This is a genomic window from Streptomyces sp. NPDC004752 (assembly GCF_053601275.1).
The window spans coordinates 58,815-83,185 of sequence record NZ_JBSGBN010000026.1 but is presented as its reverse complement, the minus strand read 5'-3'; the positions used below and the strand labels follow the sequence as shown (position 1 = coordinate 83,185).

Sequence of the window (24,371 nt, the reverse complement as noted above, 5' to 3'; positions counted from 1 at the left end):
GCAAACACATACTTCGGCTGGAAGTGAATATCCGCGATCACCGGAATCTGCGACTTACGCGCGATCGTCGCCAGCGCATCCGCATCATCCTGCGTAGGACACGCCACCCGCACGATCTGACAGCCCGACGCCGTCAGCTCGGCGATCTGCTGCAACGTCGCACCCACATCCGACGTACGGGTCGTCGTCATCGACTGCACCGACACCGGCGCGTCCCCGCCCACCACCACAGAACCGACCTGGATCTGCCGACTCCGGCGGCGCTCGGCGAGCTTGGTCGGAACGGACGGCATGCCGAGAGAAATCGCAGTCATCTGCTGTGCAACCCCAAGTCGTGGATCAGGATCCGGTCCCGGAACGGCGGGCTCCAGGCACCGAGATTACGCCACGGCCGCCGACGCCAGCACATCCCTCCGGTAAACCCACCCGATGGAACACGGCCCGGGACCGAGCGCCCCGGGCCGTCGACAACGGTGCATGGCTAGGAGATTTTGACCGGGTTAACGACATCGGCGACGAGGACCAGGAGGGTGAAGCAGATGAACACCCCGGCCACCACATAGGCCACCGGCATCAGCTTCGCCACGTCGAACGGTCCCGGGTCGGGGCGGCGGAGGATCTTGGCGAGGTTGCGGCGCAGGGCCTCCCACAGGGCGCCCGCGATGTGTCCGCCGTCGAGCGGGAGCAGCGGGAGCATGTTGAACAGGAACAGGGAGAGGTTGAAGCCCGCGACCAGCATCAGGGCCATCGCGAGCTGCTGGGTGGGCGGGATGTCGAGGGTGAAGATCTCGCCGCCGACGCGTGCCGCGCCGACCACGCCCATGGGCGAGTCGGGCTGGCGCGGTGCCCCGTCGAAGGCCGCGTTCCACAGGGCCGGGATCTTGCCGGGCAGGCTCGCGATGGAGTGGGCGGCCTCGCCGAGCCGGTCGCCCATCCAGGTCACGGAGTCGCCGAAGTCCTGGTGGACGATGCCGGTGGCGGCGCTGAAGCCGAGGAAGCCGGCGGTGACGTACTGGCCCTGGACGATCTGGCCGCTGGAGTCCTTCTCGGCGACCTGGTTGGTGGCGATCGTCGCGTGCAGGGTCAGCTGCTCGCCCTTGCGGTCGACGACGATCGGCACCTTCTTGCCGGGCGTGGCGCGGATGAGGTCGGAGAGCTGGTTCCAGCTCTCGGTCCTGACCCCGTCGAAGGAGACGATCTTGTCGCCGGCTTTCAGGCCCGCGGCGGCGGCGGGGGACGCGGCGTCGCCCGATTTGCAGCTGTCCCGGTTCTCGCTCTGCGCGATGACGCACTGCGAGACCGAGCTGACGCTCGTCGTCTGCTGCGAGATGCCGAAGCCCATCAGGACGGTGAGGAACAGGGCGACCGCCAGGACGAGGTTCATGAAGGGGCCCGCGAACATCACGACGACCCGCTTCCACGGCTTGCGGGTGTAGAAGAGGCGGCTCTCGTCGCCGGGTTGGAGTTCCTCGAAGGCGGCCGAGCGGGCGTCCTCGATCATGCCGCGCCACGGCGAGGTGGAGCGCGCGCTGATCCGGCCGTCCTCGCCGGGCGGGAACATGCCGATCATGCGGATGTAGCCGCCGAACGGGATGGCCTTGATCCCGTACTCGGTCTCGCCCTTGTGCCGGGACCAGATGGTCGGACCGAAGCCGACCATGTACTGGGGTACGCGGATGCCGAACAGCTTGGCGGTGGACAGGTGCCCCAGCTCGTGCCAGGCGATCGAGACCAGCAGGCCGACCACGAAGACGACTATGCCGAGGATCATCATCAAGGCTGTCATGCACGCGCCTCCGCGGTTGCCTTATGTGCGGTCAGTTCCCGGGCCCGGGACCGTGCCCACGTCTCCGCTTCGAGGACGTCCGACACCGTGAGCGAGGTTCCCTTGTTCGGGGTGCCGTGCTCCTCCACCACCCGGGTGACGGTCTCCATGATCCCGTTGAAGGGCAGTGCGCCGCCACGGAACGCCTCGACACACTCCTCGTTGGCCGCGTTGAACACCGCCGGGGCGGTGCCCGCGAGCCGCCCCACGTGCCGGGCGAGGTTCACCGACGGGAACGCCTCGTTGTCGAGCGGGAAGAACTCCCAGCTCGCTGCCTTGCTCCAGTCGAAGGCGGGGGCGGCGTCCGGAACGCGTTCGGGCCAGCCCAGACCGATGGCGATGGGCCCGCGCATATCGGGGGGCGTCGCCTGGGCGAGGGTGGATCCGTCGGTGAACTCAACCATCGAGTGGACATACGACTGCGGGTGCACGACGACCTCAATGCGGTCGAAGGAAATGTCGTACAGCAGGTGTGCCTCGATGACCTCCAGGCCCTTGTTGACCAGGGTCGCGGAGTTGATCGTGATCACCGGGCCCATGGCCCAGGTGGGGTGGGCGAGGGCGTCCTCTACGGTGACGCCCGCCAGTTCGGCCTTGGTCCGGCCGCGGAACGGGCCGCCGGACGCCGTGACGACGAGTTTGCGCACGTCGGCGCGGGTGCCGGCGGCGAGCGCCTGGAAGAGTGCCGCATGCTCCGAGTCGACGGGGATGATCTGCCCCGGCTTGGCGAGCGCCTTGACCAGCGGGCCGCCGACGATGAGCGACTCCTTGTTGGCGAGCGCGAGGGTGCGGCCGGCCTCCAGGGCGGCGAGGGTGGGGGCGAGGCCGATGGAGCCGGTGATGCCGTTGAGGACCGTGTGGCAGTCGGAGGCGGCGACCTGGGTGGCGGCGTCGGGTCCGGCGAGGATCTCGGGGATCGGCTCTCTCGTGCCGTACTGCGCGGTGAGCGCCTCGCGCAGCGCCGGTACGACCTCCTCGCGGGCCACCGCGACGGTCGTGACCCGGAGCCGGTGGGCCTGCTCGGCCAGGAGGGACACCCGGCCGCCGTTGGCGGACAGGGCGGTGACCCGGAAGCGGTCGGGGTGGTGCAGCACGAGGTCGATGGCCTGGGTGCCGATGGACCCGGTGGAGCCGAGGATCACCACGTCCTTCGGGCCGTCTGCCGCGAGGGGGTCGTAGACGAGGTGCGGGTCGGCGAGGGGCGCCGGACTGGCGGGACTGTCGGTCATCCCCCCATTGTTGCCGCATGTGGCGCCCGGAAGGACAGCGCGTCCCCCGGGCGGGTGCCATGTCTGGGCTTGACGGAGAAGGGACCGAAATCCCCCTTTGTGAAGCAGCCGTGAAGATCATGTGATAACACTGCTGTCCTCGACGACTTCCCCGGGGGGATCTCTCATGCGTGTTCGCGCCACCCTGCCCGCCGCCCTCGCGGGCGCCGCGCTGCTCACCGGCACCCTGCTCAGCACCCCGGCCCAGGCGGCCGGCGGTGTGACGATCCACCACGTCTGGTTCGACAGCCCGGGCTCGGACAACGGGTCCAACGCGAGCCTGAACGGCGAGTGGGTGCAGCTCAAGAACACCAGCCGTTCGGCGGTGTCCCTCAAGGGCTGGGTACTGAAGGACGCCGCCAACCACAAGTACGTCTTCCCGAACCTCCGGATCGGCGCGGGCAAGACCGTGAAGGTGCACACGGGCAAGGGCTCGGACACCGCCTCGCACACGTACCAGAACCGCCGCGCGTACGTGTGGAACAACACCAGCGACACCGCGACCCTCACCAAGGCGAGCGGCGCGAAGGTCGACTCCTGCTCCTGGACGACGCGGGATCCGAGCGACAAGTGGTGCTGACCGGCACCGGCACCAGGCGGGCGGTGCCGGTCAGCACCCGACAGTCGTACCGGTCGTCAACCGACGGACATACCGGTCGTCACCCGGCCCCGGTCGGCCGACCGTCACCCGACGGTCGTACCGGCCGTCATCTGATGGGCCGGTGCACGTTCTGCCGGGCGCTGGGGCCGGGGGTCGCGTCGGCGATCCACGGACCGTCGCCGGACGGGTCGACGACCCCCTGCTCCAGCCACGTGTAGACGCCGCCGAGGACCCCCTTGACGACCTTGCGGTCGAGATCGTCGGTGTTGGCCCACAGTCGGCCGAACAGCTCGTCGACCCGGATGCGGGACTGCCGGCAGAAGGCGTCGGCGAGCTGATACGCCTCGCGCCCGTTCTCGCCCCGGCCGCGCAGCAGTTCGGCCCGGACGCAGGCCGCGCTCATCGCGAACAGCTCCGCGCCGATGTCCACGATCCGGCCGAGGAAGCCCTGCTTGGTCTCCATCCGGCCCTGCCAGCGGGACATGGCGTAGAAGGTGGAGCGGGCCAGCTTGCGGGCGTGCCGCTCGACGTAGCGCAGATGCCCGGAGAGGTCCACCTCGTGCTTGAACTCGCCGTATGAGGAGGGTAGTTGCCCGGGGCCGGCGACCAGCCGGGGCAGCCACTTGGCGTAGAAGACGCCCGCGTTCGCGCCCGCCTTCGCCTTGTCCGGCAGGGTCTTGTCGGGGTCGATGAGGTCACCGGCGACCGCGAGGTGGGCGTCGACGGCCTCGCGCGCGATCAGCAGGTGCATGATCTCGGTGGAGCCCTCGAAGATCCGGTTGATGCGCAGGTCGCGCAGCAGTTGTTCGGCGGGGACCGCCCGTTCGCCGCGGGCCTTCAGCGAGGCGGCCGTCTCGAAGCCGCGGCCGCCGCGGATCTGGACCAGTTCGTCGGCCATCCGCCAGGCCATCTCGGAGCCGTACAGCTTGGCGAGGGCGGCCTCGATACGGATGTCGTTGCGGTTCTCGTCGGCCATCTGCGAGGACAGGTCGAGAACGGCCTCCAGGGCGAAGGTCGTCGCGGCGATGAAGCTGATCTTCGAGCCGACCGCCTCGTGCAGCGCGACCGGCCTGCCCCACTGCTCCCGGGCCGCCGACCACTCGCGCGCGATCTTCAGGCACCACTTGCCGGCGCCGACGCACATCGCGGGCAGTGACAGCCGGCCGGTGTTCAGGGTGGTCAGCGCGATCTTCAGGCCGGCGCCCTCCGGGCCGATCCGGTGGGTGGCCGGGACCCGCACCCGGTGGAAGCGGGTGACGCCGTTCTCGATGCCGCGCAGCCCCATGAAGGCGTTGCGGTTCTCGACGGTGACACCCTCGGAGGACGCCTCGACCACGAAGGCCGTGATGCCGCCCTTGTGCCCCTCGGACTTCGGCACCCGGGCCATGACGACGAGGAGGTCGGCGACCACGCCGTTGGTGGTCCACAGCTTCACCCCGTCGAGGACGTAATCTCCCCCGTCCGGAACGGCGGAGGTGGCCAGGCGGGCGGGGTCGGAGCCGACGTCCGGCTCGGTCAGCAGGAACGCCGAGATGTCGGTGCGGGCGCAGCGGGGCAGGAAGGTGTCCTTCTGCTCCTGGGTGCCGAAGAGTTTCAGCGGCTGCGGTACGCCGATGGACTGGTGGGCGGAGAGCAGGGCGCCGATCGCCGGGCTGGCCGAGCCGACCAGGGCGAGGGCCTTGTTGTAGTAGACCTGGGTGAGGCCGAGGCCGCCGTACTTGGTGTCGATCTTCATGCCGAGGGCGCCCAGCTCCTTGAGGCCGTCGACGACCTCGTCGGGTATCTGCGCCTCGCGCTCGATACGGGCCGAGTCGATCTTCGTCTCGCAGAAGTCGCGGAGCTTGGCGAGGAACTCCTCGCCGCGCTGGACGTCGTCTTCGGCCGGGAGGGGGTGGGGGTGGATGAGGTCGAGGCGGAGGCGGCCGAGGAACAGTTCCTTGGCGAAGCTGGGCTTGCGCCAGTCCTGTTCCCGGGCGGCCTCCGCGACCTGGCGGGCCTCGCGCTCGGTGACCGGGCGCTTGGTGGTGGGGGCGGACATGAGGCTCACCTCGCCACGAAGAGGGATGGTGCGGACCGTTCGTTACCGACCAGTGCTACTGGCTCGTTGGTACCCGAAACGGGCCGCGCCCACCAGTCCTCGCGCACCCCTCGGGCATCCGGCGGGCCGCCCGGCCCGTGGCCCGGCCCCAAGGCGCGGGCACGGTTGACCGGTGTCACGTCATTACGCCGTCCGGGGGACGGTTCTGGCACAGGGAAGGGGACGGTTCCTGGCACGGGGAAGGGGCCCGGCACCGGAAGGCAAGATCGGTGCCGGGCCCCTTCGGGGACGACGGTCGCGCGTCATGCGCGACCGTTCGTGAAAACGGTTCCCCTGAGCCAGTGGGTGGCGAGGGTCAGAGGGCGAGCCCGGTGAGGACCAGCACCCGCTCGTAGGTGTAGTCGTCCATCGCGTACCGCACGCCCTCGCGGCCGACGCCCGACTGCTTGGCGCCGCCGTAGGGCATCTGGTCGGCGCGGTAGGAGGGGACGTCGCCGATGACGACGCCGCCGACCTCCAGCGCGCGGTGGGCACGGAAGGCGACCTGTACGTCGTGGGTGAACACGCCCGTCTGGAGGCCGTACTTGGAGTCGTTGGCCGCCGCGAACGCCGTGCTCTCCCCCGTCACCTTCTGCACGGTGAGGACCGGGCCGAAGACCTCCTCGCAGGCGATCGTCGCACCGGCGGGCACGTCGGTCAGGACGGTCGGCGCGTACGCGGCGCCGTCACGCTTGCCGCCGGTCAGCAGCCGCGCACCGGCCGTGACCGCCTCGTCCACCCACGTCTCGACGCGCTTGGCCGCGTCCTCGCTGACCAGCGGGCCAACATCGGTCCGGTCGTCCGAGGGGTCGCCGGTGACCTGGGCCTCGACGGCGGCGACGATGCGCGGCAGCAGCCGCTCGTACACGGTGGCGTCCGCGATCACCCGCTGCACGGAGATGCAGGACTGGCCGCCCTGGTAGTTGGAGAAGGTCGCGATGCGGTTCGCGGCCCAGTCGAGGTCGGCGTCGCTCGCGTAGTCGGCGAGCACCACCGCCGCGCCGTTGCCGCCCAGCTCCAGCGTGCAGTGCTTGCGCGGCACCGAGTCCATGATCGCGTAGCCGACCTTCTCGGAACCGGTGAAGGAGATGACCGGCAGCCGCTCGTCCTGCACCAGGGCGGGCATCCGGTCGTTGCTGACCGGCAGGACGCTCCAGGAGCCCGCGGGCAGCTCGGTCTCGGCCAGCAGCTCGCCGATGACCAGTGCGGACAGCGGGGTCGCGGGTGCGGGCTTGAGGATGATCGGCGCACCGGCGGCGATCGCCGGGGCGACCTTGTGGGCGCACAGGTTCAGCGGGAAGTTGAACGGCGCGATGCCGAGCACGACGCCCTTCGGGAAGCGCCGGGTGAGCGCCAGCCGGCCCTGGCCGCCGGCGTCCGTGTCGAGCCGCTGGGCCTCACCGGCGTTGAACCGGCGGGCCTCCTCGGCGGCGATCCGGAACACGGACACGGCCCGGCCGACCTCGCCGCGCGCCCACTTGATCGGCTTGCCGTTCTCGGCGGAGATCAGTTGGGCGATCTCCTCGGTGCGCTCGACCAGGCGCTTGCTGACGTGGTCGAGGGCGGCCGCACGGACGTGGGCCGGGGTGGCGGCGAACTCGTCCCGCACGGCGTACGCGGCGGCCACGGCCTCCTCGACCTGGGCGTCCGTCGGCACGCTGACCGTGCCGACCAGCCGGCCGTCCCACGGGGAGGTGACGTCGAGGGTGTCCTCGCCGGTGGCCTGGCGGCCGGCGAGCCAGAAGGCGTGGGTGGAAGTCATCTTGAGAGTCCCGGCCCTTCCGCGTTGGGGATGTTCTTGGCTGTCGCGGACCACCGTAGGACGAGGACGGGCCAAGGTCGCTTGTCCGAGTCGTAGCAGTACGGGCGCGGGTTTCTACGCTTTGTCGTACGAGGCTCTGTCGTACGGGGCCTGTCGTACGGGGTCTGTCGTACAGGGCTTCGTCGTGCGGGGCTTCGTCGTACGGGTCGGTCGGCCGGGCCCGCCGGCGTCTGCGCTGATGTCGGGTGCTTGGTCGGTGGGGGCGCGTTGCGCGGTCGGTCGTCTGCGGCGGTGTGCGGGCTGCAGCGCCCTGAAGGGGCGCGGGGAACTGTGCGACCAGCCACGACGGTGCCGCAGACCACCGACGGCATATCGCGGCATTTCCAGACATCGCGGCATTTCCGGCGGAGTGCCTAGTCGGGCGCCGTCGCCTTCAGGGCCAGCCACAGTTCCATGCGGACGTCCGGATCGTCCAGGGACCGCCCGAGGATCTCCTCGACCCGCCGCATCCGGTATCGCAGCGTGTGCCGGTGCACGCCCAGGTCGGCCGCCGCCGCGTCCCACTGCCCGTGCCGCGACAGCCACGCCCGCAGCGAGGCCACCAGATCGCCCCGGCCGGTCGCGTCGTGCTCGTACAGCGGGCGCAGCAGCCCGTCCGCGAACGCCTTCACCGCGTCGTCCGCGAGCAGCGTCAGCACGGATCCCGAGGTCAGCTGGTCGTGCTCCACCAGCACCCGGCCGCGCCGCCGCGCCACCGACAGCGACTGCTCGGCCTGCTTGTAGGCGGCGGCGGCCGCGATCGGCCCGGCGGGCGCCGACAGGCCCACGACCAGTTCGCTCTCCTCCACGGCGGCCTGCTCGGGCACGGCACGCGCCGCCTCCAGGGCCATCGCGTACCGTATGCCGGCCGCCGCCGCGGCACCCCCGTCGGCGGCGAGCACCACCAGCCGCTCCCCCTCGGGCACCACCAGCACAGCCTCCCCGGCGCGCGCGGCGGCCGACTCCATGGAGTCCACGAGCCCGCCCAGCCGGTCGCCGCCCGCGTCCACGGCGGCGAGCGCGGCGACCGAGCCCGGCTTGGCCAGGGGTAGGCGCGCGTGCCCCTCGGCGTGCGCCCGCGCGGCCGTGCCGGAGACCGGCTCGGCGACGATCAGCCGGAACGGCGCGTCGAGGAGCCCGCCGTACAGGTCCCCGGCGACGGCCCGGGCGTGGTCCGGCTGCCCGGCGAGCAGCATGCGCAGCACGGCCGCGCCGATCCGCTGCTCCGCCGCGTGCAGCGACCTGGAGCGCTCGGTGGTCAGGGTGAGCAGGGCGATGGCGGAGTGCACCGCGTACCGCTCGGCGGTGCCGAGGGGAGCCGCGGTGCCCACGGCCAGGGCGCCCCGCGGGCGCCGCCCGGTGCCCAGCGTGTGCAGTTCGACCCGGTCCTCGTTCTCCGGCCCGCCGACCACCGACGAGGCGGGCGCGGGCCGGTCCCGCAGCCGCTCCACGTCCGGGGTGAGCCGGGCGGCCCGGCGGCCCGCCCACTCGGGCGCGGTGGCGACCAGCGCGCCCGCGGCGTCGTACAGCGCGGCCCAGCCGTCGACCTGCGCGGCGAGCGCGGCGAGCAGCCCCTCGGGGCCGGCGTTCAGGGCCTGCCGGGTCAGTTCCCGCTGGGCGGCGAACCCGGCGGTCACCGCCCGGTACTGGTCGGCGGCGATCGCGGCGGACACCGCCTTGCTGATCGCGAGGAACGGGGTGCGGCGCGGCACCTCCAGCAGCGGCAGCCCCTCCTGTTCGGCCGCCTCGACGAGGGCCTTGGGGGTCTCCTCGTAGTTGACGCCGACGGCGAAGCCGAGCCCGACGACCCCGGCGCCCACCAGCCGACGCACATAGCGGCGCATCGCCTCAGGATCCTCCGCGTCCAGCTTCAGCGCGGTGATCAGCAGCAGTTCCCCGCCCTCCATGTACGGCACGGGGTCGGCCAGCTCGCTCACATGCGCCCAGCGGACGGGCACGTCGAGGCGGTCCTCGCCCGCGCGCACGGCCAGCTTGAGCGCGGAGTGATGGACGAGCGAGGCGAGCGTCGGGGGCATGGGGCCTTCAGGTCGGGTGGGATCAGGTCGGGTGGGATCGGATGATCAAGCGGAGATCGGGTGATCACGGTGATCTTTTGGCCGTGATCTTTTGGCCGCCGCGTATGAACAGCCTATGCCGATTCTGCCTGACCGTACGGTCGACCGGTGATCCGATGGACGCACCGGCCGATCGTCCTCTCCCGACTCCCGACGCCGACTCCCCGAGTCAGGCCCCCGGCCCCGACCCCCGATCCTCGACCCCGGGTCCCGCTGCTCGACGGGCCCGCCTTCGCCGAGGTCCTGCTCCGACGCCCAGCAGCCTCAGCCGCGGAGGTCCACCAGCAACGGCGGGGCATGCTCGCCCCGCACCGTCGTCAGGGACAGCACCGCGTGCCCCGGCGGCAACGCGTGCGCCAGCTCCGAGGCGGACCAGCGCTCCCGCTCGACCTGCCGGACGGTGACGGCCCGCGCGGTCGGCGCCTTGCCGGTGATCACCCGGCGCACCATGTGCACGGCCTTGCCCGCCGGGGTCTCGGCGATGATCTGCCGGTCGGTCACGTCCCGGGCCTCGGTCCACTCCTTGCCCCACACCTCGGCGAAGTCCTGCCCGTCCCACGGCGTCAGCCCGGACAGCGCCATCCGGCAACCCACGGCCCCGAGCAGCGGACCGCGCAGCGGCCGGGGCACATCGTCCAGGGTGCGCAGGGTGAGCACGGCTCCGGCGTTGCCCGACCGCAGCCGCTGGATGCCGCGCACCGACTCCGGGGTCACCGCGCCCGTCGCGTCGTCCAGGACCAGACAGGCGAACAGCGACCGGTCCTCCCGTACCGCGACGCTCGCCGTGAACTGGGCGAGCACCAGCCGGGCCAGAATCCGTGAGGCGTCCGCGTGGCCGCGCTCGGGCAGGTCGATACGGACCCGCACGGGATGGTCGAGGGCCTTGAGCGAGAACGGCCGTGACTGGCCCGAGGTGTCGAAGAACCCGGCGAAGGCGGGCCGGTCGAGCAGCGCGATCCGGTCGGCGAGCACCGCGCCCACGTCCCCGGGGTGCCCCAACTGCCGCTCCCGCGCGTCGAGTTCACGCAGCAGCGACTCCTGCCCGGTCTCCTGCACCGCCTTGCGCAGCGCGGCCAGCGGCCCCGGCGTGCCGTCGAGCAGCCGGCGCAGCTCCGGCACGGAGGGGAAGCGGCCGTGCACCGCCCGGAACGGGCCGAGCAGCTGGGCGAGGACGGTGGTGGAGCGGCGGCTGTCGCTGCCGGGCTGCGGGTCGGCGAGGTCGCCGACGAGGGCCTCGGCGAGTACGGCCGCGGCCTCGTCCGGGTCGGTGGTGCCGCCGTACAGATCCAGGTCGTAGACCGAGTCGGGGTGGGCGATCCGTACGACGACGTCGTAGGCGTCGGCCGGGCCGAGTCCGGCGCCCGCCGCGCCGACCACCACGACGCAGGCGCGGCCGGCCAGCGCCTGTAGGCACAGTGACTCGGCGAGCGGCCGCACGATGCCGCCGGTCTTGCCGGCCCCGGCCGGGCCCACGGCCAGCAGTGAGGTGCCCAGCAGATCGGGCGCGAGGGCGAGACCGCTGCCGCGGTACTGGTACGGGTTGCGCGGATCGTCGGCGGTCGTACCGAGCCGCACCTGCCCGGTGATCAGATCGTGCCGCGCCTGCCGCCCCGGCAGATCGCGCGCGCCGGACGGGTGCGGGCAGGCGGCGGCGCCGTGCTCGACCACGGCGGACGAGAAGGCGGCCAGGCTGTGCACGCCGCCGCGCACGCCCTGCCAGGCGCGGGCGATCCGGGCCAGGTCGACGTCCCGCATCAGCCCGGTCCGGGCCTCCGCGCCGAGCCGCTCCGCGGCGTCCACCGCCCCGGCGGCCCGCAACTGGGGCCACTGCGCGGGGTCCTCCTCGGGGGCGGGCGGGCGCTCGGTGACCGGCATGGCCTGGCTCCAGGCGGGCGGGCCGTAGCGCCGCCAGACCTCGCCCCAGCGGCCGAGCCTGCCGACGACGAGCATGATGGCGAGAGCGATCAGGGTGTAGTAGCCGTACCAGAGGATCGCGTTCCCGACGCGGTTGTCGCTGTGCCGCCAGGAGCCCGGGGTGAACAGTTCGAGCGGCAGCACCCACCAGCCGCCTAGGTAGCCGTTCCACAGCAGCGACCAGACGAGCCAGCCGACCAGGAACGCGATCACCGCTCCGCTCAGCAGCTGGCGGGCCGGGGTCTGCTCGGGCTCCTCCGCCGGGCGCGGCCGGTGTCCGAAGCGCCAGACGCCGGGTGCCGCGTCGGGGCGGGGCGCGCGCAGCCAGGTCAGGAACGCCGAGCCGTCCGGCAGCGGCGGCACCCCCGGCGGCAGCGCGGGGCGCGGTGGCAGCGCGGGGCCCTCCCGTGACACCGAGGAACCGTCCTGCGGCACCGGGGAACCGTCCTGCGGCACCGCCGGACGCGGCACGGGATTCGCCTGTGTGCCCCGCGCGTCCTGCGTCCCGTCGCTGTCCATCGCCCTTGCCCCCTGACCAGCCGTTCCGACCACCATCAGCGAGTCAATCTAACGCGCCCGCAAGGGGAGTTCACCGCTTACGCGGCCGAGCCCGCCGACCTCCGGGCCGGCTCGGTATGTCCAAGGCGGACAACCGCGCCCCGCGACAACGCCCACATGGAGCATGCCCACCGTCCCGCCTCGGCCCTAGCCTGCGAAGAAAGAAGGCATGCGTCCGCGAACGCACCGCCCGGCACCGCCCGGGAAACCGCCCGGTACGCAAGATCATCAGGGAGCCCTCATGTCCGCACTTCCGCAGGAGCGTCGCGTCGTCACCGCCATCCCCGGCCCGAAGTCGCAGGAGCTGCAGGCCCGCCGTACCGCCGTGGTCGCCCAGGGCGTGGGCTCCACGCTGCCGGTGTTCGTCACCCGCGCGGGCGGCGGCGTCATCGAGGACGTCGACGGCAACAGCCTCATCGACTTCGCTTCCGGCATCGCCGTGACCTCGGTCGGCGCCTCCGCCGAGGCCGTCGTGCGCCGCGCCTCCGCCCAGCTGGCCGACTTCACCCACACCTGTTTCATGGTCACCCCGTACGAGGGGTACGTGGCCGTCGCCGAGGCGCTGGCCGAGCTGACCCCGGGTGACCACGCCAAGAAGTCCGCGCTGTTCAACAGCGGTGCCGAGGCCGTCGAGAACGCGGTCAAGATCGCGCGTGCGTACACCAAGCGCCAGGCGGTCGTCGTGTTCGACCACGGCTACCACGGCCGGACCAACCTGACCATGGCGCTGACCGCGAAGAACATGCCGTACAAGCACGGCTTCGGCCCGTTCGCCCCCGAGGTCTACCGCGTCCCGGTCGCCTACGCCTACCGCTGGCCGACCGGCCCCGAGAACGCGGGCTCCGAGGCGGCCAAGGCGGCCGTGGACCAGATGTCCAAGCAGGTCGGCGCGGACAACATCGCCGCGATCATCATCGAGCCGGTGCTCGGCGAGGGCGGCTTCATCGAGCCGGCGAAGGGCTTCCTGCCCGCGATCCGCCAGTTCGCCGCCGACAACGGCATCGTCTTCGTCGCCGACGAGATCCAGTCCGGGTTCTGCCGCACCGGCCAGTGGTTCGCCTGCGAGGACGAGGGCATCGTGCCCGACCTGATCACCACCGCCAAGGGCATCGCGGGCGGCCTCCCGCTGGCCGCCGTCACCGGCCGCGCCGAGATCATGGACGCCGCGCACGCGGGCGGCCTGGGCGGCACCTACGGCGGCAACCCGGTCGCCTGCGCCGGCGCGCTCGGCGCCATCGAGACCATGAAGGAGCTGGACCTCAACGCCAGGGCGAAGAACATCGAGTCGATCATGAAGGGTCGGCTGGCCGCCATGGCCGAGAAGTTCGACATCATCGGCGACATCCGCGGTCGCGGCGCCATGATCGCCATCGAGCTGGTCAAGGACCGCGCCACCAAGGAGCCGAACCCGGAGGCGACCGCCGCGCTCGCCCGGGCCTGCCACCAGGAGGGCCTGCTGGTCCTGACCTGTGGCACCTACGGCAACGTGCTGCGCTTCCTGCCCCCGCTGGTGATCGGCGAGGACCTGCTGAGCGAGGGTCTCGACATCATCGAACAGACCTTCACGCAGCTCTGATCCGGTCGGCAGCGCAGCTGATCCACACGGCGAACGCCCAGCTCACACAGGGGATGCCCGGCACATGCGCCCCATCCGCCCCGTCCCTGTCACCCGCTGCGGTGCCGGGGCCGGGGCGGCCGCCGTCAGGCCGTGTGAAGAAGGTGTGCGAGGTGGATGTCGGGATGCCGTTCCGGCTGTCTCAGGGCCACCGGCTGCCGTAGGTTTTCACCAGATGAGAGATACACCCCGCCCACAGGGGACTGTGGGCGAACTCAGGCCGGGGCCTCCCCAGCTCCGGTCTGGTCGTGCCCTCGCGCACGCACCCGGGGTCTTTGACCCCGGTTCTCCTCACCGATCGGACGGTCGCTCGCCCCAAACCCCCCGGGGCGCGCGGCGTTCCGATCCGGACGGCCGCCTCGGAACTACCCCCCCTGTTCCGGGGCGGCCGACCTCCTTCCTCCTCCTTCTCCCGGGCCTCCCGGCCCTGCTCCTCGCCCTGATCACCTGGCAGGTCGTGGCCGACGGCCCGCTGGTGCGCGTGGACGAGCGGCTGGGCCGGACCCTGCGGCACCCGGACCGGTTCTCCGAACTTCTCTCCGATCTCGGCAATGTCCAGGTCGCGATCCCGGTGCTCGTGGCCGTCCTCGTGCTGGTGTCCTGGCGGGCCCGCCGGGCGGGCGCGCTGCGCTGGTGGGCGGGGCCCGCCGCGGCGGCCGTGCTGATGGCCCTGGTGCCGGCGTTCGTCGTGCCGCTGAAGGACTGGACCGCCCGCCCCGGTACCCCGGCCGTACCGCCGGGGCTCGGCTACTACCCGTCGGGCCACACCGCCACCGCCACCGTCGCCTACGGTGCCGCGACGCTGCTCCTGCTGCCCCTGCTGAACGGTGCCCGTGCCCGGCGCGCCCTGGTTCTCGGCTGCGCCGCCGTGAACCTCGCCGTCGGCTTCGGTCTGGTGCGGCGCGGCTACCACTGGCCGCTGGACGTGCTGGCCGCCTGGTGCCTGGGCGCGGTGCTGCTGTGCGCGCTGTGGCCGCTCGCCCGCCGGGACGGCGGGCCGACCGGCCGAAGCAGGAGTCGACGTTCCTCTGGAACTCCCGATTCCCGAACGGGTCCGCGCTGACGGACCACGTCATCTGACGGACCACGTCGTGTGATGGACCACGTCATCGGGCCGCGCAGTGCGGGCCAGGTGCCGTGGGCGGCGTAGGAACCGCAGTTCGCCTTCTTGGTCAGGCGATCGGGGATCTTGCGGCGGACGGCTGCGCGGTATCGGCGCCGAGGCCGGTGCCGGTGCCGCCGAGGTAGACGTAGGGGCCGCGGACGTAGCCGGGCAGGGTGTACTGCGCCTCGGGCACGGCGTCGCGGGCGAGGTCCACGTCGGCCGCACGGGCGGCCGACGGGAGCACGGTGATTCCGGGTACGGCCGACAGGGCAGCCGTGAGCGCGGCGAGGAGGTATCCGGTGCGCTGGGAACGGTCCACAAGTGCCTCCGGAGATGGGGGAATTGGAGGGTGGAGCGCGCCAACTTGAGCCAGATCGAGCCTGTGGTCAAGACCTCCGACGGTCAACCGGGGCCGAACCGCCGGCTACCCGTCGCGCTCCACCGCCGTCCGGGCCGCCGCCTCGTGCATCGCCAGTTCCAGCAGCGCCGGGTCGGTGAGCGTGCCGGAGCCGTCCGGAACCACCAGCCAGCGCACCGCGCGGGTTGCCCGGCCGGGGTACGGCACGACGATCCAGGTGCCCTGCCCGGCCGTGCGGATGCCGGTGCCGAGCCAACGCGCGGCGGTGCCCGGCGGCACGAAGAAGCCCACCCGGTTGTCCCCGAAGTCGACCAGCACCGGGCCGGGTTGATCGAGGACACGGGTGAGCACGTCGAGCGTCGGGTAGCCGAGTCCGCCCGGCAGGATGAGCACGTCCCAGGCCCGGCCGGCGGGCAGCAGCGCGACCCCGTGGGGGTCGCGCTCCCATTCCCAGCGGCAGGACTCGGGGTCCGGTGCCACGGATGCCAGCCATTCGACGGCCGTCTTCGCCTCAGTCATCACGAGACCTCCCTCTCTCTGTCGTGAACGCCGATGGCGCCACAGGGGAGAGAGAGGTCTCCACCGAGCATTACGCGGGTTGCCCACCCCAGTCCGGGTGAACTGAATCACACCCAACAACACCCCGAAGGAGCGCAGGACCGTTTCGACATGCGCCCCATTGGAACGCCCCACAGGGGCCGCGGGACCATTTCGACATGCGCCCCAGCAAAGCGCCCCATAGGGGCGCGGGGAACTGCGCGATCAACCCCCACACGGCCGCAGCCAACCGACAACGCATCACGGCCGGCCCCCACACCCCCGCAGCCAACCGACCACGCACCACGGCCAGCCCCCACACCCCCGCAGCCAACCGACAACGCACCACGGCCAGCCCCCACACCCCCGCAGCCAACCGACAACGCACCACGGCCAGCCCCCACACCCCCGCAGCCAACCGACCACGCACCACGGCCAGCCCCCACACCCCCGCAGCCAACCGACCACGCACCACATTCACGCCCAACCCAGCGGAGCGCTCACGTGTCGAAGCCCAGCCCCAGCCGGTCCATCGTGCGCAGCCACAGGTTGCGGCGCCCGTCATGGCTGTCCGCGCGGGCCAGCGACCACTTGGTGAAGGCGATGCCGGTCCAGGCGAACGGCTCGGGCGGGAAGGGCATCGGCTTCGTGCGGACCATCTCCAGCGCGGTGCGCTCCGTGCGCTCCCCGGCCAGCAGGTCCAGCATCACATCGGCGCCGAACCGGGTGGCGCCGACGCCGAGACCGGTGTAGCCCGCCGCGTACGCCACCTTCCCCTGGTGGGCGGTGCCGAAGAACGCCGAGAAGCGCGAGCAGGTGTCGATCGCGCCGCCCCACGCGTGTGTGAAGCGGACGCCCTCCAACTGCGGGAAGCAGGTGAAGAAGTGCCCGGCCAGCTTGGCGTACGTCTCCGGGCGATGGTCGTACTCGGCGCGCACCCGGCCGCCGTACGGGTAGATCGCGTCGTAACCGCCCCACAGGATCCGGTTGTCCGAGGACAGCCGGAAGTAGTGGAATTGGTTGGCGCTGTCCGCGAGGCCCTGCCGGCCCCGCCAGCCGATCGACGCCAGTTGCCCGGGCGTCAGCGGCTCGGTCATCAGGGCGTAGTCGTAGACCGGGACGGTGTAGGCACGCACCCGCCGGACCAGGCTCGGGAAGACATTGGTGCCGAGCGCGACATGACGGGCGCGGATCGCGCCGTACGGGGTGCGCACCGCCATCCCGGCGTGGTGCGGCCGCAGGGTCAGCGCGGGCGTGTGCTCGTACACCCGCACCCCGAGCCCCAGACAGGCACGCTTGAGGCCCCAGGCCAGCTTGGCGGGGTGCAGCATGGCCACGCCCCGGCGGTCCCACAGGCCCGCCCGGAAGGTCGGCGAGTCGACCTGCTCCCGGACCGCGTCGGCGTCCAGGAACTCGACGCCGTCGGCGAGGCCCTGCTCGCCCAGTTCCCGGTGCCAGTCGCGCAGTTCCTCGGCCTGATAGGGCTCGGTGGCGACGTCGATCTCGCCGGTGCGCTCGAACTCGCAGTCCAGGGAGTAGCGGGCGACCGCCTTCTCGATCTCGTCGAGGTTGCGGGCGCCCAGCTCCTCCAGCCGGTGGATCTCGTCCGGCCAGCGGGTCAGGCCGTTGCTCAGCCCGTGGGTGAGGGAGGCGGCGCAGAAGCCGCCGTTGCGGCCCGAGGCGGCCCAGCCCACCTCGTGGCCCTCCACCAGCACCACGTCCCGGTCCGGGTCGCGTTCCTTGGCGATGAGCGCGGTCCACAGACCGCTGTAGCCGCCGCCGACGACCAGCAGGTCGCAGGTCTCGGTGCCGGTGAGGGCGGGCTCGGGACGGGGCCTGCCGGGGTCTTCCCGCCAGTACGGGACCGGCTGGGCCTCGGCAAGGGACGCGGTCCAGGTGTGAGTACGGTTCATGGCGCCAGGGGCCATGATTTCAACTCCCTACGCGGGTTTTGCGGGTGTTCCACGAAGGCGCATGCCTTCTGTCTCGCGAAGGCTCATGCCTTCTGTCTGTTGCGACGGTTGCCTATGACCATGGAAGCCAGCACGAACAGTACGGCGATCAGGAACATGGACGTACCGATGACATTGATCTGAACGGGCGTTCCGCGCTGCGCCGAGCCCCACACGAACATGGGGAAGGTGACCGTCGAGCCCGCGTTGAAATTGGTGATGATGAAATCGTCGAAGGAGAGCGCGAAAGACAGCAGCGCGCCCGCGGCGATTCCGGGGGCCGCGATGGGCAGCGTGACCCGGACGAAGGTCTGCACCGGCCCCGCGTACAGATCGCGGGCGGCCTCCTCCAGACGCGGGTCCATCGACATCACCCGGGCCTTGACCGCGGTGACGACGAAACTGAGGCAGAACATGATGTGGGCGATCAGGATCGTCCAGAACCCCAGCTGGGCACCCATGTTGAGGAAGAGGGTGAGCAGCGAGGCGGCCATGACGACCTCGGGCATGGCCATCGGCAGGAAGATCAGCGAGCTGACGGTGCCCCGCGCGCGGAAGCGGTAGCGGACCAGCGCGAAGGCGATCATTGTGCCGAGCACGGTGGCGCCGACCGTCGCCCACACGGCGATCCGAAGACTGAGGGAGAGTGAGCCGCACATGTCGGCGACGCCGCACGGGTCCTTCCAGGCGTCCGTGGAGAACTGCTGCCACTCATAGTTGAAGCGCCCGTTGGGTTTGTTGAACGAGAACACCGTGACGACGACGTTCGGCAGCAGCAGATAACCGAGGGTCAGCAAGCCCCCGATGACGACGAGATGGCGCTTGAGCCAGTTGACGAAGGGCATTTAGACCAGATCCTCCGTCCCGGACCTGCGGATGTAGAAGGTGACCATGAAAAGGATCGCGGCCATCAGGATGAAGGAGAGCGCGGCCGCCGTCGGATAGTCGAGGATCCGCAGGAACTGGGTCTGGATGACGTTGCCGATCATGCGGGTGTCGGTGGAACCGAGGAGTTCGGCGTTGACGTAGTCGCCGGTCGCCGGGATGAAGGTCAGCAGGGTGCCGGAGACCACGCCCGGCATGGACAGCGGGAAGGTCACCTTGCGGAAGGTGGTGAAGGGCCTGGCGTACAGGTCGCCGGCCGCCTCGTGCAGCCGCCCGTCGATGCGTTCCAGCGATGTGTACAGCGGCAGGACCATGAACGGCAGGAAGTTGTACGTCAGACCGCACACCACGGCCAGCGGTGTGGCCAGGACCCGGTCGCCCGCGGTCCAGCCGAGCCAGTTGGTGACGTCCAGGAGGTGCAGCGAGTTGAGCGCGCCGACGACCGGTCCGTTGTCCGCGAGGATCGTCTTCCAGGCGAGCGTGCGGATCAGGAAGCTGGTGAAGAACGGCGCGATCACCAGGATCATGATCAGGTTCCGCCAGCGGCCCGCGCGGAAGGCGATCAGATAGGCCAGCGGGTAGCCGAGCAGCAGGCACAGGACGGTCGCCGCGGCGGCGTAGAGGACCGAGCGCAGAAACTGCGGCCAGTACTCGCTGAGCGCGTCCCAGTAGGTGACGAAGTGCCAGGTGACCTTGTAGCCCTGCTCCAGGGAACCCGTCTGCACGGACGTGGACGCCTGGTAGAGCATGGGCAGCGCGAAGAAGATCACGAGCCAGAGCATGCCGGGCAGCAGCAGCCAGTACGGCGTCCAGCGACCGCGCTTGCGCGGGGCCTTCCGCTCGGTCGCGGTGGAGCTGAGAGGCGGCGGCGCCTCGGTGAGCGTCGACATCTCTACGCGGCCTCTTCCTCTACGGTCTCCACGCCGGCGTCGATATCCTGGGCCGCGTCCAGGCCGAAGGTGTGGGCGGGGCTCCAGTGCAGGATCACCTCGGCGCCGGGCACCAGCCGGCCGTCCCGCTCGACGTTCTGGACGTACACCGCGAGTTCGGGGCACACGGGGCTGTCCACGACGTACTGGGTGGAGACGCCGATGAAACTGGCGTCCGCGATCCTGCCGGTGATGTGGTTGCGGCCCTCGGGGATCTCACCCGCGTCGTCGATGTGGGTGAGGGAGATCTTCTCCGGGCGGATGCCGACCAGCACCTTGTCGCCGGTCCGCGCCGAGGCGGAACACCGCGCCTCGGGCAGCGCCAGCTTTTCGCCGCCCGCCTTGAGGACGATGTCGCCGCCGCCCCGGCTGTCCACCTCGGCCTCGATGAGGTTGGAGGTGCCGAGGAAGTTGGCCACGAACGTGGTCTGCGGGTTCTCGTACAGGTCGGCGGGCGAGCCGAGTTGTTCGACGCGGCCCGCGTTCATCACCGCGACCGTGTCGGCCATGGTCATGGCCTCCTCCTGGTCATGGGTGACATGGATGAAGGTGATGCCGACCTCGGTCTGGATCCGCTTCAGCTCCAGCTGCATCTGGCGGCGCAGCTTGAGGTCGAGGGCGCCCAGCGGCTCGTCCAGGAGCAGCACCTTGGGGTGGTTGATCAGGGCGCGGGCCACGGCCACGCGCTGCTGCTGGCCACCGGAGAGCTGGTGCGGCTTCTTGCGCGCCTGCTCGCCCAGCTGCACCAGGTCGAGCATCTCCCCGACCTGCTTCTTCACCGACTTGATGCCGCGTCTGCGCAGGCCGAAGGCGACGTTCTCGAAGATGTCCAGGTGCGGGAAGAGGGCGTAGGACTGGAAGACGGTGTTCACCGGCCGCTTGTACGGCGGCAGATGGGTCACCTCCTGCTCGCCGAGGCGCACACTGCCCGAGGTCGGCTCCTCCAGGCCCGCGATCATGCGCAGGGTGGTGGTCTTGCCGCAGCCCGAGGCACCGAGCAGGGCGAAGAAGGAGCCCTGCGGCACGGTCAGGTCCAGCGGGTGCACGGCGGTGAAGGAGTCGTAGGTCTTGCCGATCCCCACGAGGCGGACATCGCCGCTGCTGTCTGTGGTGTTCATCCTTGTCACGCCCCTGTGAGCTTCGCGAACTTACCTTCGTAGGCCGTCTCTTCCTGCTGCGTCAGCATGCGGAAGGCATGGCCCCTGGCCTGCATGGCCTTGTCGGGCAGGATCAGCGGGTTGTCCGCCGCGGACTTGTCGATCTTCTCCAGATAGGGTTTCGTGCCGTCGACGGGAGACACGTAGTTGATGTAGGCGGCGAGCGCCGCGGCCTCCTGCGGCTGGTAGTAGAAGTCGATCAGCCGCTCGGCGTTCGTCTTGTGCCGCGCCTTGTTCGGGATCAGGAAGTTGTCGGTCGCCGTGATGTAGCCGTGGGCCGGGAGGACGTAGTCGACGTCCGGGTTGTCCGACTGGAGCTGGATGATGTCACCGCCCCAGGCCACGCAGGCGGCCAGGTCGCCCTTGGTGAGGTCGGCCGTGTAGTCGTTTCCGGTGAAGCGCCGTATCTGGCCCTTGTCGACGGCCTTCTGCAGCCGGGCGATCACCGCGTCGAAGTCGTCGTCGGTGAACTTCCTCGGGTCCTTGCCCATGTCGAGCATGGTCATGCCGATGCTGTCGCGCATCTCCGACAGAAAGCCGACCCGCCCCTTGAGCTTGGGGTTGTCGAGCAGGTCGGAGATCGACCTCACCTCGACGCCGTCAAGTGCCTTCTTGTTGAACGCGATGACGGTCGAGATGCCCTGAAAGGGGTAGGAGTAGGCGCGTCCCGGGTCCCAGTCGGTGTCGCGGAACTGGGGCGACAGGTTGGTGAAGGCATGCGGCAGGTTGGCCGGGTCCAGCTTCTGGATCCAGCCCAGGCGGATCAACCGGGCGGCCAGCCATTCGGTGAGGACGATCAGATCGCGGCCGGTGTCCTGGCCCGCGGCGAGCTGCGGTTTGATCTTGCCGAAGAACTCGTTGTTGTCGTTGATGTCCTCGGTGTACTTCACCTTGATGCCGGTCCGCCGGGCGAACGCGTCGAGCGTCGGATGGTTCTTTCCGCTGTCGTCGACGTCCATGTACTCGGGCCAGTTGGAGAAGTTGACGACCTTCTCCTGCGCCGAGTGGTCCTCGGCGGACGTGCCGCCCTGCGTCTTGCCCGCCGCGGGGATCCCGCAGGCGCTCAGCGCCCCGAGTCCGCCCACCGCGAGCGTGCCGCCCGCGGTGGCGCGCAGCAGCGAACGGCGGCTCAGGGCGGCCCTGCCGTTGCGGAAACTGCGCCGCATGGCGGCCAGCTGGGGCGAGGTGAGGCGTTCGGGCTCGTACTGCTCCATGCGCGTGGTGCCCTTTCGGGAGGGATGGTGCGGCCGGCCGTGGTCGGCGACCGGACCAGTCGGCTCTATCGGTCCCCGAAGATCGTGCGGTGCCAGTCCTTCCTGGCAACCGCTGTGTTGTCGAACATGACGTGCTTGACCTGCGTGTATTCCTCGAACGAGTACGCGGACATGTCCTTGCCGAAGCCGGACTGCTTGTATCCGCCGTGCGGCATCTCGCTGATGATCGGAATGTGGTCGTTGACCCAGACACAGCCCGCCTTGATCTCACGGGTCGCGCGGTTCGCCCGGTACACGTCCCGGCTCCACGCGGAGGCGGCGAGCCCGTACGGGGTGTCATTGGCCAGCCGAATCCCCTCGTCGTCACCGTCGAACGGCAGGACGACCAGCACCGGACCGAAGATCTCGGACTGGACGACCTCGCTGCCCTGGGGCGCGTCGGCGATCAGGGTGGGCCGATAGTAAGCGCCGTCGGCCAGTTCACCCAGAGGGGCCGCGCCGCCGGTCACCACGCGCGCGTAGCCGCGGGCCCGGTCCACGAAGCCGGCCACCCGGTCGCGCTGGACGTGTGAGATCAGCGGGCCGAGGTCGGTGCCGGGGGCGAACGGGTCGCCGAGCCGGACGCTCTCCATCAGCGCGGCGGTCTTCTCCACGAACGCCTCGTACAGCGGGCGCTGCACATACGCGCGCGTGGCGGCCGTGCAGTCCTGCCCGGTGTTGATGAGGGCACCGGCGACCGCGCCGTTGGCGGCGGCGTCGAGGTCGGCGTCGTCGAAGACGACGAAGGGGGCCTTGCCGCCGAGCTCCAGGTGGATGCGTTTGACGGTGGCGGTGGCGATCTCGGCGACGCGCTTGCCGACCGCCGTGGAGCCGGTGAAGGAGGTCATGGCCACGTCGGGGTGACCGACGAGGCGCTCCCCCGCCTCCTTGCCGGTGCCGGTGACGATGTTGACGACGCCGTCCGGGATGCCCGCGGCGGTCGCGGCCTCGGCGAACAGCAGCGAGGTCAGCGGGGTCAGCTCGGCGGGCTTGAGCACGATGGTGTTGCCCGCGGCGATCGCCGGCAGGATCTTCCACGCGGCCATCTGGAGCGGGTAGTTCCAGGGGGCGATGGAGCCGACGACGCCGAGGGGTTCCCGGCGGACGTACGACGTGTGGTCGCCGGAGTACTCGCCGGCGGACTGTCCCTGCAGATGCCGGGCGGCGCCCGCGAAGAACGCCGTGTTGTCGATGGTCCCGGGGACATCGAACTCGCGGGTCAGCTTGAGCGGCTTGCCGCACTGGAGGGATTCGGCGCGGGCGAACTCCTCGGCGCGGTCCGCGAGGACGGCGGCGAACCGGTGCAGCGCGTCGGAGCGTTCGCCGGGGGTGGCGGCGGCCCAGGCCGGGAAGGCCGCGCGGGCGGCGGCGACCGCCGCGTCCACGTCCTCGGGGCCGGCCAGTTCGTAGCTGTACACGTCTGCGCCGGTGGCCGGATCGACCACGTGGTGGGTGCGGCCCGACGTACCTTTCGTCAGGCGTCCGGCGACGTACTGCGCTCCGTCAGCGAAGCGCTCCTTTGCCGGAAATCGTTCCTGTGCCGGGAGTCGTTTTGGCATGGCGGTGCCCGGGTTGTGCATGTCGCTCTCCTCCGCCGTCGCCCCGTCCCGGGGGTGGGTGGCGTAGCTCCAGCTCGATGTGAGTGCCGATCCTGACAGAGCAATGGGACTCCAACAAGTGATTCCGTTGTTGCCTTTTGGTTACGCGACGGAATCTGTCGACCAGGTGTCGAGTCGGCCTGGAAAACGGAGGACGGAGTGTCAGTGGTGCCTGCCAAACTGGCGTGCATGGGGAAGATCGACTCGGTGGAGACGCTGATCAGGGAGGTCCGCGCGGGGGCGCACCTCAAGTACCTGCACTTTTGGGGGCACCGGCCGCGGGCGGACGGGCGGGTCGGGGCGAGCTGTCTCAGCCAGTGGTGGCCCTCGCCCTTCGTGGTGGACGCGGTGGAGTACGCGACGGCCGAGCACTGGATGATGGCCGGGAAGGCGAGACTCTTCGGGGACGCGGAGGCGGAGCGCCGGGTGCTGGCCGCGGGGCACCCTTCCCAGGCCAAGAAGGCGGGGCGGCTGGTGCGGGACTTCGACGAGGGAGTGTGGGAGCGGGAACGTTTCCGGATCGTGGTCGAGGGCAGCGTGCACAAGTTCGCCGCGCATGCCGACCTGCGGGAGTTCCTGCTGAACACCGGGGAACGCGTCCTGGTGGAGGCGAGCCCGGTGGACCGCGTGTGGGGCATCGGCCTCGCGGCGGACGACGAGGCCGCCACCGACCCCGAACGCTGGCGCGGCCCGAACCTCCTGGGCTTCGCCCTGATGAAGGCCCGCGAACGTCTCGCGCACAGCGGCTGAACCGACGCGCGGGACACCCTCCCGGGATCGCCACGTCCGACACCGTGCCGAGCGGGGCCCGGTGCGCCACGTGAGCGACTTGAACGCGTGAGCGGGGGGTGGTTCGGACGCGC

General features: G+C 70.9%; 19 protein-coding genes and 1 pseudogene. 4 read left to right on the top strand and 16 right to left on the bottom strand.

Annotated features, from left to right (window positions below; all coding sequences use genetic code 11):
• The 3 genes from ACWEKM_RS13900 to dxr form a co-directional block, all read right to left on the bottom strand.
• Positions 1-314 (bottom strand): flavodoxin-dependent (E)-4-hydroxy-3-methylbut-2-enyl-diphosphate synthase (locus tag ACWEKM_RS13900; RefSeq protein ID WP_451621395.1); only part of this gene is annotated, 314 nt, incomplete at its 3' end.
• Between the two features lie 167 nt (positions 315-481).
• Complete coding sequence (locus ACWEKM_RS13895; RefSeq protein WP_451621399.1) at positions 482-1,774, bottom strand: M50 family metallopeptidase; 1,293 nt, start codon at positions 1,772-1,774, stop codon at positions 482-484.
• An 8-nt stretch (positions 1,775-1,782) separates the two neighbouring features.
• Complete coding sequence (gene dxr, locus ACWEKM_RS13890; protein ID WP_451621394.1) at positions 1,783-3,054, bottom strand: 1-deoxy-D-xylulose-5-phosphate reductoisomerase; 1,272 nt, start codon at positions 3,052-3,054, stop codon at positions 1,783-1,785.
• A 166-nt stretch (positions 3,055-3,220) separates the two neighbouring features.
• Here dxr and ACWEKM_RS13885 point away from each other — a divergent pair, with 166 nt between their 5' ends.
• Positions 3,221-3,673: a lamin tail domain-containing protein gene (locus ACWEKM_RS13885; RefSeq protein WP_451621393.1), complete on the top strand. Its 453-nt coding sequence runs from the start codon at positions 3,221-3,223 to the stop codon at positions 3,671-3,673.
• Between the two features lie 127 nt (positions 3,674-3,800).
• Here the strand turns inward: ACWEKM_RS13885 and ACWEKM_RS13880 are convergent, their stop codons facing one another.
• The 4 genes from ACWEKM_RS13880 to ACWEKM_RS13865 form a co-directional block, all read right to left on the bottom strand.
• Positions 3,801-5,732, bottom strand: a complete 1,932-nt coding sequence (locus ACWEKM_RS13880; protein WP_451621392.1) for an acyl-CoA dehydrogenase family protein — start codon at positions 5,730-5,732, stop codon at positions 3,801-3,803.
• A 355-nt stretch (positions 5,733-6,087) separates the two neighbouring features.
• Positions 6,088-7,533, bottom strand: coding sequence for an aldehyde dehydrogenase family protein (locus ACWEKM_RS13875; protein ID WP_451621391.1), 1,446 nt, complete (start codon positions 7,531-7,533; stop codon positions 6,088-6,090).
• A gap of 413 nt (positions 7,534-7,946) precedes the next feature.
• Positions 7,947-9,608, bottom strand: a complete 1,662-nt coding sequence (locus ACWEKM_RS13870; protein ID WP_451621390.1) for a PucR family transcriptional regulator — start codon at positions 9,606-9,608, stop codon at positions 7,947-7,949.
• Positions 9,609-9,911: 303 nt separating this feature from the next.
• A complete protein-coding gene (locus ACWEKM_RS13865) occupies positions 9,912-12,080 on the bottom strand; it encodes an ATP-binding protein (RefSeq protein WP_451621389.1) in 2,169 nt (722 codons plus the stop codon).
• A gap of 280 nt (positions 12,081-12,360) precedes the next feature.
• On the opposite strand from ACWEKM_RS13865, the gene gabT reads away from it, so the two are divergent.
• Positions 12,361-13,695, top strand: a complete 1,335-nt coding sequence (gabT, locus tag ACWEKM_RS13860; protein WP_451621388.1) for a 4-aminobutyrate--2-oxoglutarate transaminase — start codon at positions 12,361-12,363, stop codon at positions 13,693-13,695.
• Positions 13,696-14,191: 496 nt separating this feature from the next.
• Positions 14,192-14,797: a phosphatase PAP2 family protein gene (locus tag ACWEKM_RS13855; RefSeq protein ID WP_451621387.1), complete on the top strand. Its 606-nt coding sequence runs from the start codon at positions 14,192-14,194 to the stop codon at positions 14,795-14,797.
• On the opposite strand, the pseudogene ACWEKM_RS13850 reads toward ACWEKM_RS13855, so the two are convergent.
• From ACWEKM_RS13850 to ACWEKM_RS13810, 9 genes and pseudogenes are all read right to left on the bottom strand, one after another.
• A pseudogene (locus ACWEKM_RS13850) lies at positions 14,739-14,925 on the bottom strand (hypothetical protein); the annotation flags it as partial. The gene ACWEKM_RS13855 and the pseudogene ACWEKM_RS13850 sit on opposite strands and share 59 nt — an antisense overlap.
• Entirely contained in the window at positions 14,907-15,158 is a 252-nt protein-coding gene (locus ACWEKM_RS13845; RefSeq protein WP_451621386.1) for a hypothetical protein, read from the bottom strand. The gene ACWEKM_RS13845 and the pseudogene ACWEKM_RS13850, both read right to left, overlap by 19 nt.
• Positions 15,159-15,263: 105 nt before the next feature.
• The gene (locus tag ACWEKM_RS13840) at positions 15,264-15,716 is read right to left on the bottom strand and encodes a hypothetical protein (protein WP_451621385.1); all 453 of its coding nucleotides are present in this window, start codon (positions 15,714-15,716) and stop codon (positions 15,264-15,266) included.
• Positions 15,717-16,234: 518 nt separating this feature from the next.
• On the bottom strand, positions 16,235-17,662 hold the full coding sequence (locus ACWEKM_RS13835; protein ID WP_451621384.1) for an NAD(P)/FAD-dependent oxidoreductase: 1,428 nt from the start codon (positions 17,660-17,662) through the stop codon (positions 16,235-16,237).
• Positions 17,663-17,730: 68 nt separating this feature from the next.
• Positions 17,731-18,531: an ABC transporter permease gene (locus tag ACWEKM_RS13830; protein WP_451621383.1), complete on the bottom strand. Its 801-nt coding sequence runs from the start codon at positions 18,529-18,531 to the stop codon at positions 17,731-17,733.
• Complete coding sequence (locus ACWEKM_RS13825) at positions 18,532-19,461, bottom strand: ABC transporter permease (RefSeq protein WP_451621382.1); 930 nt, start codon at positions 19,459-19,461, stop codon at positions 18,532-18,534. It lies immediately after the preceding gene.
• A gap of 2 nt (positions 19,462-19,463) precedes the next feature.
• Positions 19,464-20,627, bottom strand: coding sequence for an ABC transporter ATP-binding protein (locus ACWEKM_RS13820; RefSeq protein ID WP_451621381.1), 1,164 nt, complete (start codon positions 20,625-20,627; stop codon positions 19,464-19,466).
• Entirely contained in the window at positions 20,624-21,871 is a 1,248-nt protein-coding gene (locus ACWEKM_RS13815) for a polyamine ABC transporter substrate-binding protein (protein ID WP_451621380.1), read from the bottom strand. Before ACWEKM_RS13815 ends, ACWEKM_RS13820 begins: the two co-directional genes overlap by 4 nt.
• A 65-nt stretch (positions 21,872-21,936) precedes the next feature.
• Positions 21,937-23,490 (bottom strand): gamma-aminobutyraldehyde dehydrogenase, encoded by a 1,554-nt coding sequence (locus ACWEKM_RS13810; RefSeq protein ID WP_451621379.1) that lies wholly within the window; start codon positions 23,488-23,490, stop codon positions 21,937-21,939.
• 207 nt (positions 23,491-23,697) lie between these two features.
• Here ACWEKM_RS13810 and ACWEKM_RS13805 point away from each other — a divergent pair, with 207 nt between their 5' ends.
• On the top strand, positions 23,698-24,258 hold the full coding sequence (locus ACWEKM_RS13805) for an NADAR family protein (protein ID WP_451621378.1): 561 nt from the start codon (positions 23,698-23,700) through the stop codon (positions 24,256-24,258).
• Positions 24,259-24,371: the final 113 nt, after the last annotated feature.